This is a genomic window from Acetivibrio cellulolyticus CD2, assembly GCF_000179595.2.
Lineage (GTDB): Bacteria > Bacillota > Clostridia > Acetivibrionales > Acetivibrionaceae > Acetivibrio > Acetivibrio cellulolyticus.
The window spans coordinates 659,176-674,588 of sequence record NZ_JH556658.1; the positions used below are offsets into that span (position 1 = coordinate 659,176).

Consider the following 15,413-nt stretch of genomic DNA (forward strand, 5'->3'; position numbering starts at 1 on the left):
TTTTTTTATGATAGAATTTATGAACTTTGGGTTATTCTCAGTTACAAAGGTTTCAATCCCTGAAGTATCATAAGCGATAGTGGATGCAAGAGTAGTGTTAATTTCCTGGCAAATAGGTTCTGTAATATCTACAAGGTGGTTAAAGAAGTTTTCCAGGTAAATAACGAAATCTTGTTTGAACCGTGTAAACTGAGAGTTATGAGGGACGTCTGGAAGGCCACAGAATTCACGGGCTTCATGGCATAAATTAAGAAAAATAATGAGTAGCGAAACTGTAGGAATGCCAAGAATTTTCTGCAGAACTAATGCTGAAAGCATTGAAGAGAGTGAATATTTACGGTCTCTCCCTAGAGTTTTGTGGTAAGACCAATAAAAATCCTGTGGTATAAGCGAAGATAAATCAAGATGTTGTGAGAGTAGCTTAAGAAATTTTGGCTTATTATTTTGAAAAACATCTTTACATTCTTCGAATGTGTCAGCAAAAGAAATTTGTTTATAAAGTTTTACCATTTGTTTTCTCTTTCTCTTGTTTAAAATTGGATTAGATACCTATATTTTACTAGAAGCAGAGGGGGAAAACAATAAAAATATCAATTTGAAATGCAGTAAATTCAAGCGTTATAGCATTTCGCAAATAACTAAAAAATAATTATACAAGGGGGAGTAAAATTATGAATAAATACATAAAAATTGAATTCGAAGGCAACTGTAATTTATCTTGTGATTATTGTTTTGTAGACTATAGGGTAAAAATAGATACAGATAAAATGATTAAACACATGGAAGAAATATTCAAAAAGAATGGTCCAAAATGTATATATAAAGTTGAATGCATTGGAGAAATTACACTGTATCCTGAAATTCTATCGTATCTTGGCAGTAAAGTTGAAGAGGATGGATACGAGATTCATATATTATCAAATGGAGTAAAAACAGTAGATGTAAAAATTGCCTCTTTATTTAAGTGGAGCATATCTCTAGATGGGCACACAGTCAAAATGAACAAATATAGAAAACTGGACTTACAGAGAATAGAAAATATTCTAAATAACATATTTTCAACAAATGCAGATATTCAATGTGTTTTCAATGAACAGTCAGTATTTGAAATGAATTCATTTATTTTATATCTTAAAGATAAAGGCTTTAAAGGAGCATTACATATTTTCCCTTGCAGATTTGCAAATACTCCCCTAAATAGATATTTAGATTATGACAAGTTAGTAAAAGCTAGTTTTATCCCGTCAGAAGAATACTTCAGAAGATGGAAATACATATTTGATAATAACAAAAGAAACTTTACATGTGATTTTTATAAAAATGGTTATGTTTATAGAATTATGAAAGATGGCATTAATGTGAAAGAAATTAAATGTGATTGTGCAGGGAGTAAATTTACATTTATAACAGGAGATGAGAATTCGAAGAGTTTTTCTGAGGCAAACTGTGGCACATGCATAAATCATTTTGAATATAATGAAAGTTTACAAAAGGAAAGACAATTTGCGATGAGTTAATTCATAAAGGTTTATTAAATCTATCGTAGAGTTTTATTAAGCCTCTTTCGAACGAAGTGAAAGAGGCAAAAACGGAGGGACTCGAAGTCCCGGAGTTTTTATTAGGATCTACATTGATACTGTATTTGGTGGGTATAAACAATAAGCTTAGATAAATTACCAATGATTATTGATTTTGCAAAAGGGAGAGATTTCATTGAAGTACTGCATAATAACCGACAACAGTCAAGATGAATTAAATAAGATAAATATGGAGGCAGTGGGTTTTTATCAATGGGTCAATGTTTTTCACGGAGAGCGTTTAGGTGCGGAAGAAATATTACCGGTATTAAAGGATTGTGATTATGATGTTATTCATGTTCGCCTAACGGCTTCGCATTTCACTTTGATTCATTCGATACGCAGTAAAATCGGAGAAAAGTCGCAGACAAAGCTTGTTGTGTCAATGGATTATCCACCTATATATTGGAAGAGGCACTTTGAAGATATGACTAGAGTGAAAGAAGCTTTGGATAAAGCGGATTTTGTATTTGCTACGGAGTATTCCATTTGCTGTGAACTGGAGAAACTCATCGGAAAACTTGTATATGAGCTTCCTTATCCTGCTGATATTGATAGACTTAAAGAATATGAACAAAAAGAAAAGAAGAATATTATAAATGTATTATATAAAAGCAAACTTAAAAACCTGTCAAATCTTAAACGTATTGCAGAAAAATCAGGTGCCAGACTTAGAGTCGTTTTTTATTCATTGGCAGAGAAAAAAACTGTTGAAAAATTGAGTAAAAGTAAAATAGATTTTGTGCAATGCCGGAGTGAAGAGGAGCTTTGCAGGGCACTGTCTGAAGGGGATGTCGTCATTGGACCATATGCTTATAGAAATTATGGCAAATGGCCTATTTATGCGGCGGCAGTCGGAAGTATTTATATAGGAAACAGCTTAGTAGATGCCTCAAGGAGATGCTTTCCTATGATTTATAGCACATATAAATCCCTTAAAGGATATGGGCTTATTTACAGATGGTTGGCAGGCGATAGGGAAATATGCGAATATATAAGGAAAACAGCTTCTCATAAAGTTGAGTACTACAGTCTTCAGAATATTAAGGACAGGTTTCTATGTCTTCTTATGCAGGAAACAAAAGATATAAGTTTTCGAAAGTATATGAATACAATGGAAACAGAGACAAAAGGCATATCTTCAGAATTGGAAACAGATAGAAAGGCTACAGTATTTTGTAGGGACATTAAGCACTTGTTCGGGAAAACTGTGTTGCAGCATTCGAAGAACGAGGTTGCAGTGTTTTGTCTGGTGAAGAATGGAATGGAGTACCTTCCTGATTTTTTGGAGCATTACAATAATCTTGGAGTCAGGCATTTCATATTTGTTGACAATGGCTCTACAGACGGTACTGTTGAATTTCTAAGGGATAAACACAATGTGACCGTATTTGGTACCGAAATTCCACACAAATATTATGAAAATGAGATTAGAAGGACGGTTATACAAAACCTTATAAGAGATAGCTGGTGCCTTTGTGTGGATGTTGATGAATTATGGGACTATCCTTATTCAGACAGAATTTCTATTAAAAGCTTTTTAGAGTATTTGAACTTTAACAGGTATACTGCCGTGATTTCATATATGCTGGATATGTTTCCTGCAATGCTGGATTTCAATAACAGCGAAAAAGACAGCGGGTGGAAAGAAAGATATGTTTATTATGATCTAACTAAAATTAAGAAGGCAAACTATTTTGCTCAAAATAATAACTTCTGCAACTATAATAATTTAGCTGATAGGTCAATGAAGTACTACTTTGGGGGCATCCGGCTTAAACATTTCGGAAGTGAATCAAACAGATATGTTCTTATTAAGCACCCTTTGATGTTTATGGACGGAAAAATAGAACCTGTAACTGATCCACATTATTGCAATAAAGCCTACATTGCAGATGTAAGCTGTGTGATAAAGCATTACAAGTTTACTTCTTCATTTAAGGAGCGTCTTAACAGCAGTAAGAATGATTATGATTTTTTTGGAAGGTGCGAACATGAAGAATACCATAAAGTTTTGAAGGACAATGAAAATATTAATTTCTATTCATCATCTGCAAAAAGATTGGAAAACGTAAACGATCTGCTTCAATCAGGTTTTATTAAGGTTTCCAGGAAATATTTGAACTTTGTTTATTCTAAAAAATGAGAACAAATAAGAAGAATGAAGGACTAGTACTTTGTAAAATCTCAGTCTTTACATTCCCTAACAAATACATATTTATTTAGATACTAGGGGGGAGATCTTTTTAATGGAAACTATTAAAATTGTTACATCATCCGATGATCGATATGTTCAGCATCTTGGAATCATGCTGATATCACTCTTAATGAATACGGCATCACGGGAGAGTCTGGAGTTTTTTGTGATTGATGGAGGTATAACAGATAAAAATAAAGAAATCTTAGCATCTATTGTTGGAAAATACGGCTTGAAAATGCACTTTTTGCAGCTCAGCCCTGAGCGGTATCAATCGTTTAATGTGATGTCCTATTTTGGACAGGCAACGTTTTTCAGAATTTTTGTAACAGACCTTTTTGATCCTTCAGTAGAAAAAATTGTTTTTCTTGACTGTGACATGATTATAAAAGGTGATATTGCAGAACTCTGGAAAACGGATGTTTCAGGGTATTACATGGCAGCTGTTGAGGATGTAGGCTTGGAAAATGACGGATTGTATGGGATTCAACATAAAAGAAGCCTTGGTATAAAGCGCAGATCAAAGTATTTTAATGCCGGAGTTATGGTAATTAATATGACTCTATGGCGTAACCACAACATACCCGATCGAACTAGAAACTACCTTTTAACTCATCACAATGATGTAAAGCTTCCCGATCAGGACGCCTTGAATGCTGTTTTATGCGACAATTGGAAGCTTTTACATCCTAAATGGAACCAGCAGGCTACTTTGCAGTTGTTTTATAAGAAGAAATGGGTAATAAGGGAGGACTTGCTGGAAGCTGTTCATAACCCCGCAATTATTCACTATTCAGAGCCGTCAAAACCTTGGCATTATATGAATCTCCATCCAATGAAGAAGGAATACTTAAAGTATACGGCATTAAGTCCGTGGATGGATTTTACACCTTCAGATCTTAAGTTCAAAAACAGAATTAAGAAATTACTTTTGAGAACACGCTTAGGGCAGGCTGTAGCAGGTTATTGCAATAACCTAAATTTGTGCTATGAAAAGGATAGTGAGTACCTAAACAAAAAACTGTCAAAATCCCCATTGTTCAAAGCTGCGTATTTCGTATTTTTCCCTATTGGATACAATTATAACAAACGTCTTTCAAAACTTGCAGGAATGTCTTATTATATTGAGAACGGAAAAATTAATATAAATAACAGAGTGCTTTCCAATATGGCATGTGCCGGTTTGTCTGTTTTTAGATTTTTGATACCCGGACCACTGCGCAATTATTTGAGGGAAGAATCTGTGAGCAAAAAATACATGTGTCCCTGCTGTGGTTATAAAACTTTTGTAAATGACAGGGATGATGAAGAAATCTGCAAAATATGTTTTTGGCAGAATGATATTGATCAGGTTATAAATCCTAATTATGACGGCGGTGCAAATGAGGTTTCACTTAGCCAGGCCCGCAAGAATTATCTTGAATTCGGAGCTTCTGACAAAAGATATATGTTTGTAGCACAAAAGCCAACAATTTTTGATGAAAAAGATATCCACGAAAGTAAATCAGGGGTTCTCCAAAAAATATGAAAGGTAAAATACTATGAAAAATATAAAAAAGAGTTGGATTGTTTTGATTTTAGTTATGGCGCTCATCGGGATAAATACTGAAGTATTCTATGGGCAAAACACTAAAGTATCAAATGAAACTGAAAAGACACAGGCTGCTAAACTTGAACAGTTTATTGAAGAACGCATGAAAACAGCAGGAATTCCCGGAATGGCTGTGATTGTTGTAAAAGGCGAGCAGACAGTATATGAGGGTGATTTTGGATTTAATGATGTAAAAAGCAGCCAAAAATTTTCTGAAAATATGTTATTTCCGTTAGGTATGAACGGAGAATCATATACAGCATCAGGCGTTTTAAAGCTGGTAGAGCAAGAAAAGCTTAATTTATCCGATGCTGTTGTTAAATACCTGCCATGGCTTAACTCTACTTTTGCAGATGAAAGAATTAAAGATGTTACTGTCGAGCAGCTTCTTCACCATACTGGAGGCTTGCCAGAACCACGAAAGGGTGCAAATTCAGGTAAAGCCGAAGGAAAAACAGAAATTAAAAAGCTTTTCGAAGGACTTAAACTGGATTTTACGCCGGGAGAGAAATACTCCTATTCAGCTCTTGACTACATAATTTTGGAACAACTTATTGAAAAGGTGTCAAATCAAGCATATGACAGTTTTATGAAGGAACAGGTATTTGGGGTGTTTCAGTTGAAAAACACATTTTTAGCTGAAGATTCATATTCTAAGTCCGAACTTGCAAAAGGTTACAAAACTGAGTACATGCATCCAGTTAGATATGATGCTCCTAAATTAATTGGAGAGTTAAGAACAGAGGGGATGATTACAAGTACCGATGATGCCGCAAAGTGGCTTAGGGCAAATATCAAGGAAGATGAGCAGATTTTTGAAACTGGACATGCTCCCGAAATATACAGCGGAAACTCTCAAGGTAGTTTCAGGACTATGGGCTGGAGTACTGTTCAAGGGAGGAAAAATTGGCTTTTCAATTCGGGTACGCTGCCAAATTACACTTCATTTATGGCATTTAGTCCTGAAGAAAAGCTGGGAATTGCTGTGTTCGCAAATATCAACAGCTCTGATGTTCAGAATATAGGGTGGGGAATAATAGATGTAGTAATGGGTAAGACTCCGGCCGCGTTTGCCGGGGATCTACTAAAACAGCTTGACTTTTTGTCGGTGTTGGTTATTTGTGCTGCGGGTATTTTTATCGTACTAACTTTATTGTTTTTTATTTTACTTATAAGAGATATAAGAAGAAAGCATCGTTCTTTTATCGGACTAAACCCGGGTTTCATATCTGAACTGGTTTTATACCTGTTTTTTGCAGTGGGATTAACAGTCTGTTTTCGTGCGATACCAAATATAGTTCTTGGGTATGGTGATTGGAATGATATAAGTGTATGGCTGTCTGGCAGTTTTATAGCGGCATCGTTGTTTGCATTGGTTGCAGTTGCAGTATTTCTTTTGTATTTAATATTTAACCGACTCTTTCCAAACCCTGATAGCAGCGATATTTTTCCTAATATTGTTTTAAGTATTGCCAGCGGTTTTGGTAATGCACTTATAATATTTGTAATCAATCAATCTTTTGGAGTAAACGGTAATGCAAGGTTTAGTTTTTTTATAGCATTTTTAATGGGCATGGTCATTTATGTATGTGGACAGCGCTTGGTTAGGGTAAGTCTTATAAAGACAACGTCCAATATTATATATAAAAAGCGTATGGAGATAATGAACAAACTTTTGAAAACCTACTTCTACAAGATAGAGGCCATTGAACAGGGTAGAGTTCAGGCAGTGTTAAATAATGATACAGAGGTGGTAAGTAATTTTATAAATCTTGCAATAAGCGGAATTACCGGGATTGCAACTTCACTCTGTGTAGTTGTATACATGGGTACCATTAGCCTCTATGGACTTTTTCTGGTTTTGGGTGTGAGCTTGGCTGCAGCAACCTGCTATTATGTGGCGGGACGCTCAGCTGACAGACTTTGGGAAAAAACAAGGGATCTCCAAAATACATTTTTCAAATTTATATATAATCTTATAGGAGGATTTAAGGAATTAAGCCTGAATACCGAAAAACAAAAAGATTTCATTGAGGATGTAGACAGAAATTCTAAAGTTTATAGAGATTCAAGAGTGTTATTCGACCTCAAGTTTGCCAATGTATATGTTATAGGGGAGCTTATGTTTACGTTTGTAATAGGTGTTATAGCATTTGGTTTCCCAGTGATATTTAAAGATATTGACAGTAAAGAGCTGCAAACTTATGTATTCGCTTTCTTTTATCTTGTAGGACCGGTACATGTGATTTTAAACATGATTCCAAGCGTGATACAGGTGAGAACAAGCTTAGGACGAATTCAAGGGCTGCTTAATGAAGTTAATGAATTCGAACATATTATGGAAGATACAAAAGATCAAAAAGGGGTTAAAAATCCTATAACATTAGAATTGAAAGATGTTTCCTATAGCTACAAAAGTGAAAGCGGGGAGTCATTTAAAGTTGGGCCCGTCAACAGTACATTTAGGTCGGGTGAAATTACTTTTATTACCGGAGGAAATGGAAGCGGAAAATCTACGCTAGCTAAACTAATTACCGGTTTATATTGTCCGGATAATGGAGAACTTTCCATTAACGGGACAAAAATATTGCCAGAAAATTTAAGCCAGTATTTTTCTGCGGTTTTCAGCGACTATTATCTTTTTGAAAAGCTGTATGGTATTGATTATAAAGAAAAGGATGGGGATATCGCCAGGTACTTAAAATTGCTCCGGATTGAAGACAAAATTGAGATAACCGATGGAGAATTAAGCACGGTAAAACTTTCTACCGGGCAAAGAAAAAGGCTGGGGCTTATGATATCTTATCTTGAAGACCGCCCCATAATTCTTTTGGATGAGTGGGCAGCAGACCAGGATCCGGAATTCAGAAAGTTTTTTTACATGTCACTGCTCCCGGCTTTAAAAGAACAGGGCAAAATTGTGATTGCCATAACTCATGATGACAGGTATTTCAATACAGCAGATAAAGTTATTAAGATGGAATTTGGAACAGTTATAGAACAAAGCGTAAACAAGGATGCGGAACAGAAGGATAGCTGTGTTTTTGCCCTTGGATGATTGCAAATATTAATTTTTGTTAATTATTCTTGAATTATATAAACACTAGCATTATAATCTAGAAAATGTCGTAAATTACAATTTTGAGAAAGGGTGATGTATATGTTAAGAAAAGTATCTTCGATTTTGATTGTTTGCCTCATGGTATTTAGTGTTTCAGTAAACGCTTTTGCTTCCGGAATGGATGATAAAGGTAATAGAAACACTAAAAATTATGTCTCAGATAGTAGAAGGCTAGAAAATAACGCAAAAATTGATGCTGAACGCAAGTTGGCTGATTTACGGTGTAAAAAGCATATATCAAAAGATGACTTGGAAATCAAAAGAAATCTTGAGGAATACTTGAATGCTTGTGCTGATTATAGAAACTTTCACGGTTCCGTTCTTGTAAAAAAAGATGGCAGAGTGATTCTGGCAAATGGTTATGGAATGGCGGACTATGAGAATAATATACCAAACATGCCGAATACTCGATTTGCAATAGCATCTATGACAAAGCAGTTCACAGCCATGGCTATTTTGCAGCTTTATGAAAATGGAAAGCTAAATCTTGACGATAAGCTTTCAAAATATATAACCGATTTTGCTAGGGGAGAAGAAATTACAATCCATCAGTTGCTTACTCACACTTCAGGTATAACAAATTACACCATGTTGCCTGAATTTTGGACTATGGATAAAAAAGATCTTAATTTGGATAGTATAATTAGTATGATAAAGGACAAACCTCTCGATTTTAACCCTGGGGAGAGCTGGAATTACAGCAATTCAGGATATGTATTGCTTGGCTATATTGTAGAGAATATAACAGGAAATAGCCTTGAGAAGTATATGGAAAAAAACATTTTTAAGCCACTTAAAATGAAGGACACCGGGGTGTGTTACAAAAATGACAAAAAGATGATAAAAACTGTTGCATATGACGGCTTTTTAGACATTGTCCCCATAGATGATTCGTTTGCTTTGAATGGTTTATTCGGTGCAGGGTATTTGTATTCAACGGTTGAAGATATTAATCGTTGGGACAAGGCTTTAAATTCCGATAAATTGGTCAGCAAAAATACTATGGATCTGATTTTCACTCCCCATGTTGAAATTGCACCTGATAATTACTATGGATATGGATGGGTTATTGTCGGAGATGGAGCTGATAAAGAAATCTATCATGATGGGTCTGTACCTGGTTTCAGTTCTATAATTTCGAGATTCGTGGATAGGGATACAAGTATTATAATTCTAAGTAACAACAGTACAGCTGGTTCAGGGATATACGACATCAAGAATGATTTAAACTCTATACTGCTTGGACAGGATGTGGAATTACCTGTTGAGAAAAAATCAATAACTTTAGATACAGAAATACTTGACGGCCTAACTGGTACATATGAAGTTGCACCTGGTATAAACTTTACAATTTCAAGGGAAGAAAACCATTTATATGCTCAATTAACCGGCCAGGAAAAGTATGAAATATTCGCTAAATCAGAAACTCAGTTCTTTTATAGAATTGTTGATGCGGAGATTTCTTTCACAAGGGATGAGAACGGGCAAGTAATAGGGTTGGTATTGCACCAGTTGGGAATGGAGATTCCGGGACAAAAGATTACAGATTCCGAAGCTGAAACGGTTCAACCTGCGGCTTGAGTATAATGAGAAAATGTTTCGAAAAAAGTTTTCAACCTGACAAAGCACCGGGTAACACCCGGTGCTTATATTATAGCCTTTTATCCTCTATTTTTTACTAATACTGCTCTTGATTGAATTGATATCCTTTTCATAATCATTTTTTATGATTTGTTCCATATTATCCAAAGCAGTTTTCGCATCACCTTCATTGCTTTCAATAAAATCTTCTATTCTTTCATTCCACCAACCAAAAAGCTTTGCATCCATAGGAGTAGCAAATACTAAAGGGGTTTTTTCACGTAGCTTTTCGTAAAGTTTATTAGAGTATTGACCTCCAAGGAAATCGCTCTGAACATTAAGTTTGCTTTCATAATCTTCCCTTTCGCGTTGAACCACTAACTTTACAAATTCCCAAGCTAATTCCTTATTTTTACTCTGACTGGTAATTGCAAGTGCTGGAGACCCATTTGTAGAGTAAACACCTAAAGGTAGCCTTGTGACCTTCCATTTTCCTTTTGTCTCCGGAGCCCATTGATTCAGGAGATATTCACCCCAACACCCAAATTGAACCATTACTATCTCACCATTTTTTATCGCCTCTTGACCACCTGCATCCCAGATAGTTTTTGATATCGCAAGTCCTTCATTCTTTATACGTCTTGTCAAATCCAGTGCAATTTCATACTTATCAGTATTCCGTACAAAATTTAAATCTTTATCAAAAAATCCTTGTCCTGATGAAACCATATTTATTGTATCGTTACTCCATTGGAAAACCCATTTATTATTCTTTTTCAATTCTTTGACCATTCCAAACCATTTTTCCGGATCTTCCATAAAATTGCCCAGTTCCTCAGGATCAGTCGGAAATCCATACTGCTCAAGAATATCAGTACGGTAATACAAAACTGAAGGACTATGATACAATGGAAGTGCCAGGAGCTTTTTATCATCGAATGTCATTGTCCAGCTTAACTGATGGTCAGCAAATTTATGCAAGTCATTATTGGCATTATAGGGAGCCTGCAGTAGATTTTCAAGACCTTCTATAAAATTGAATTGCCCCATTGTGTCACTAAACAATAATAATGCATCCGGTGCTGTCCCTGATGCAATAGCACTAAGATACTTTTCAGCAGCATTTCCCTCTATAGTTTGAAATTCTATAGTTTTTCCGGGGTGACTTTTCTCAAACTCATCTTTATATGGCAGCCAATCCTGATAATACCCCCATACGCTGATTTTATCAGAATTACTGGAATTTGCATCGGGAGTTTTTGCCGGTTCAATACTATTAATAGGTTCAGTGCTATTGCGCGGTTGTAAGTCAACTTGTTTGTTTTCTGCATCATTAAATTTAACTGAGTTACAGGATACAAGCAGTGATGCCATTAACATTAAAAGCATATACCTAAACAGTTTTCTCATACTCTTACCTCCAGTTTTTTGAGTGTTATCGGAATTACATATCGCAATGGTAACTGCAAACAAAGTGGTATACATGCTGAGATAAAAGAGTAAAATAATACCTTCTAAAACCATCCCTTATCAATTGATATTGATTTTTTTCTTTCCTCCAGAAATACGAGAAACTGCGCAGGAGGAACAGGTTTGCTGAAAAAATACCCCTGCAGTTCGTCACATCCCATTTTTCTTAAACAGTTCACACTTTCGATAGTCTCAACTCCTTCGGCAGTTACCTTCAAATTAATATCCTTTGCCAACCTCAAAACAGACTTAATAACTGCAACATTATGTTTATCAAAAGGTATATTGCTAACAAATAATTTATCCAGCTTTAGCCCTGTAATTGGAAGCCCTTTGAGTGCTGACAGTGAAGAATATCCCATACCGAAATCATCAATTGAAATGCTTAACCCCATATTTCTGATACTCGTCAACTCCTTAATAACCAGTTCCTTGTTTTCAATATTCAACCCTTCGGTTATCTCCAATTCCAGACATTCAGGATCTAATCCTGTTTCATTGATAATATTTTGGAGTAATAAAGACAAGTCATTATTTTTAAACTGAATCGGCGAGCAGTTTACGGATATTCTCAGCTTATCATATCCTGCTCTTTTCCATTCCATCATTTGTCTGGCTGCTTCTCGCAATGCCCATTCTCCAATAGGTATAATAAGTCCTGTCTTTTCAGCAAGAGAAATAAATCTATCTGGTGATATCAACCCATTTTCGGGATCATGCCAACGAATTAATGCCTCTGCACCTATAAGCATTCCGGACTTTGCATCAATCTTTGGCTGATAATATAATGCAAAATCATTATTTTTAAGTGCCCGGTGCATACCATTCTCAATTCGCATTTTGTCCGGTATACCCAAACTATTGATCTGGGAATAAAAACAATACTTATTCCCACCGTGCTCTTTTGCCGAATACATTGCTATATCTGCGTTTTTAATAATATCACTTATCCCATCACCATCATAAGGATACACACTTATTCCAAGGCTTCCTCCGATAAACACTTCCTTACCTTCCAGCCAAAAAGGTTTCTTCAGCGAATCAATTAAGGATATGGCAACACTTTCGATTTCACTCATATTAAGCCCATTAAGTACAGTTACAAACTCATCGCCACCTAAACGGGCTATAAAAAAATTATTACTGTCAAGACCTGATAACGCTTTATTCATCCTTTCAGCAACCGAATTCAGCAGTAAATCTCCAGCAGCATGCCCCATTGTATCATTAACTTGCTTAAACCTGTCCAAGTCAATCATTATAACTGCAGTATCTTCAATATTGTTCGATTCAGACTGTTTTTTATCTTCAATTATCAGTTTTAAATGATTTGTAAAATTCGACCTGTTTGGAAGACCTGTTAGATTATCATAATATGCTAATTGCTGAAGTTTTTGTTCTGATTGTAGAAGTTGATATGTTCTTTTTTCCAATTCTCCATACATTTTTCGGTAATCGGATATCATTCCTGTTAAATCCTCAGACATCACTTTAAAATTTGACGTAAGAACTTTAAGCTCAAATATATTGGTATCAGGCCATTCAATCTTTTCCTGGGATCTTAGCTTTTCAGTAAGTCCGGTACTCTCATTCATAAGCCTTCCCAGATACTGAAGAACAATTCTGTTCATCGCTAATATAAGTATGGATATTAATATCAAAAATAATGATATAACACGAACATGTGATAAATATGTATTAAAATATTCAGCTCTGTAATTTTTTATAGGTAATATTGCAACCATTTTATAATTATAAAATTCAGATTCATACATATAAAGAGCACCATCTGAATCATACAAAAGGCCGGATATACTTTTTAAATCGGGCTGCCACATGAAAAATCCTTCTGATATGTACCTGAATTTCCCTCCATTTGTCAAATTATAATAAAACTCATCTTCGGCTAAATCACCAGGAACAAGAACCTTCTCATTCTTGTCGATTACTTGTATATTTAATGGTATTGATGCAGTACTTATTTTTATCAAATCTTCAATACGTCCCATTTGTATTATTGATTTGAGATTAAGTGCTCTTAAGTCTTCATACGACCAATTTGATATCTCTTCAATTATTTTATTGACAGTATTTTTGGTGCTGTCATAAGCATTAATCTCTATTCTTTTTTCGTAATTTCTACCATCAAGAACTGTATATACTATGAATGGACCCAATATTCCTGTAATAGCTATATAAATTAAATAAGTTGCAATTGTGTGATACTTAACAGATACATTTTCAAATCCACATAATCTCTCAAAAGGAATATATGAAGTAAGTATGTCTACCAATACTGAGTTAAATATTCCATTTGCAGCACACATGAAAATAAGGGAATATGTTTCATTATTTATTAATCCCGTTAATGAATATTGCGTAGCCAGTATAGTCATGCTCCCTATAAATATCCAATATAATACATCCCAAACCACCAAAAACTTTTTCTTTCTATCATAAATCAAACATACGAATGCAACTTCCATAAAGCTTAATATAGGCTGTACTCCATGATTAAAAAACGCATATTCCAAGCCGTTAACTGCTGCAACAGCAAATAAAGCTCCCTTTGATCCATAAACCTTTAAAATCAATAGAAAAAAGATACTGCTTATCATATAATCTATCTCAAAAATTATATGTATGCCAGCAATTCTTCCTAAAAACGCCAAAAAAGTCAACAGAATAAACATTATTAATTTTTTAATAAAGATTTTATTGATAATTCTACTAAAATTAAACAAATCTTGCCCCCGTGAGTTTTACATAAATTTGTACCTTTAAAAAATCTTGATCATATGACATGGATGCAATAAAATGTATTTTTTGTTTAAGCTGGAACGATGAAGAATTGATAATTAATTATATACACAATACTCTGTGATTATATCATTCATATGCCTGCCAAAATATTAGTAAGATTTGCATGAGTTGTAGCAACTAAGTGTCGATTACTCAATGATAGGCTAAATTAGCGCTAATGAATTTTTTTTCTTAACATAATTATTCGATGTGCGTAGAAAAGATTCCTTCTTGATTTTTCATTTTGACTGGTTAAATTAAATAGGATAAATGTGAGGAAATTTGATAGTTGAAAAACATTATAAAGACAATGAAAAAATAGCTTCAGCAAAAAGGCGGAAGTTATTTTTTCATTCATGTAATAATTTAATTTCTAACTATTTTTAACATGTTTGTATCTATTTATTAACAGAAAATTTATATTGGCTGTATTTCATAGTAAGATTAGTGATTTTTATGTAGTAAGTTCCGGATGACAAACCAATTTTTCTAGAAGAATCATTTGAATCAAATTCTAATAAATTGGATTCATAAATAAACTCTTCTTGAGATTCAGAAGTTGCTTTATATAGTTCTATATCCATAGTAGAAGCATCAGTGTCCCTTGTCATATTGGTATAAAAACAGAAGAAAAAAGAAGGTATTCTAACTTAAATGTGTCAGAATAAACGAGAAAGAATAAAAACATTAAAGACAGAAGGGGAAAAATAAGTTAGAATTAAAATGTCGAATAATAGAAAAATTAAGCGGTTGTTTGGTAAGTAAAAGACGAACTACAATAGATAGGTCAACTTTCATAGGAAGTTATCCGGCTAAGCATAATCTCGCCTTTTCAAAATCACGTTAAGACCGTAAGAGTATTATTAACAAATTAATAATAAATTGAGGTGACCATGATATTAAATCAAGATTATCATGTGGACATCACTAAAAAGCGAACAAAAGGTATATGCATTAAATGGTATACCTAACTTTTATTTAGCCTCATTTGAATTAAGTAAAATAGGCAAAAACAAAGGGATAGAGATGACCGAAGCTTTTATGTCGCCTTAAACAATTGTAGAACTACATGTT

The 15,413-nt window shown here is 34.4% G+C and carries 9 protein-coding genes; 5 read left to right on the forward strand and 4 right to left on the reverse strand.

The window, feature by feature from the left end; genetic code table 11:
• A partial coding sequence (locus ACECE_RS0218570) for a transposase (protein WP_010249964.1) occupies window positions 1–510 on the reverse strand: 510 nt, incomplete at its 3' end.
• A 161-nt stretch (window positions 511–671) separates the two neighbouring features.
• On the opposite strand from ACECE_RS0218570, the gene ACECE_RS0218575 reads away from it, so the two are divergent.
• The 5 genes from ACECE_RS0218575 (at window position 672) to ACECE_RS28100 (ending at window position 10,067) form a co-directional block, all read left to right on the forward strand.
• Window positions 672–1,517: a radical SAM protein gene (locus ACECE_RS0218575; protein ID WP_010249966.1), complete on the forward strand. Its 846-nt coding sequence runs from the start codon at window positions 672–674 to the stop codon at window positions 1,515–1,517.
• Window positions 1,518–1,713: 196 nt separating this feature from the next.
• The gene (locus ACECE_RS0218580; RefSeq protein ID WP_010249968.1) at window positions 1,714–3,723 is read left to right on the forward strand and encodes a glycosyltransferase family 2 protein; all 2,010 of its coding nucleotides are present in this window, start codon (window positions 1,714–1,716) and stop codon (window positions 3,721–3,723) included.
• 103 nt (window positions 3,724–3,826) lie between these two features.
• Window positions 3,827–5,302: a glycosyltransferase gene (locus tag ACECE_RS0218585; RefSeq protein ID WP_010249970.1), complete on the forward strand. Its 1,476-nt coding sequence runs from the start codon at window positions 3,827–3,829 to the stop codon at window positions 5,300–5,302.
• A gap of 13 nt (window positions 5,303–5,315) precedes the next feature.
• A complete protein-coding gene (locus ACECE_RS28095; protein WP_010249972.1) occupies window positions 5,316–8,423 on the forward strand; it encodes a cyclic peptide export ABC transporter in 3,108 nt (1,035 codons plus the stop codon).
• 102 nt (window positions 8,424–8,525) lie between these two features.
• Entirely contained in the window at window positions 8,526–10,067 is a 1,542-nt protein-coding gene (locus ACECE_RS28100) for a serine hydrolase (protein ID WP_010249973.1), read from the forward strand.
• An 87-nt stretch (window positions 10,068–10,154) separates the two neighbouring features.
• Here ACECE_RS28100 and ACECE_RS0218600 read toward each other — a convergent pair whose 3' ends face one another.
• From ACECE_RS0218600 to ACECE_RS32665, 3 genes are all read right to left on the reverse strand, one after another.
• Entirely contained in the window at window positions 10,155–11,477 is a 1,323-nt protein-coding gene (locus tag ACECE_RS0218600; RefSeq protein ID WP_010249975.1) for an ABC transporter substrate-binding protein, read from the reverse strand.
• Between the two features lie 104 nt (window positions 11,478–11,581).
• Window positions 11,582–14,281: a putative bifunctional diguanylate cyclase/phosphodiesterase gene (locus ACECE_RS0218605; RefSeq protein WP_010249977.1), complete on the reverse strand. Its 2,700-nt coding sequence runs from the start codon at window positions 14,279–14,281 to the stop codon at window positions 11,582–11,584.
• 456 nt (window positions 14,282–14,737) lie between these two features.
• Window positions 14,738–14,950 (reverse strand): hypothetical protein, encoded by a 213-nt coding sequence (locus ACECE_RS32665; RefSeq protein WP_162862588.1) that lies wholly within the window; start codon window positions 14,948–14,950, stop codon window positions 14,738–14,740.
• Window positions 14,951–15,413 lie beyond the last annotated feature (463 nt).

Bases quoted from the DNA above. Each gene is read 5' to 3' on its own strand.
- ACECE_RS0218585 (WP_010249970.1), top strand. From the start codon at position 3,827: ATGGAAACTATTAAAATTGTTACATCATCCGATGATCGATATGTTCAG.
- ACECE_RS0218575 (WP_010249966.1), top strand. From the start codon at position 672: ATGAATAAATACATAAAAATTGAATTCGAAGGCAACTGTAATTTATCT.
- ACECE_RS28095 (WP_010249972.1), top strand. From the start codon at position 5,316: ATGAAAAATATAAAAAAGAGTTGGATTGTTTTGATTTTAGTTATGGCG.
- ACECE_RS32665 (WP_162862588.1), bottom strand. From the start codon at position 14,950: ATGACAAGGGACACTGATGCTTCTACTATGGATATAGAACTATATAAA.
- ACECE_RS0218600 (WP_010249975.1), bottom strand. From the start codon at position 11,477: ATGAGAAAACTGTTTAGGTATATGCTTTTAATGTTAATGGCATCACTG.
- ACECE_RS28100 (WP_010249973.1), top strand. From the start codon at position 8,526: ATGTTAAGAAAAGTATCTTCGATTTTGATTGTTTGCCTCATGGTATTT.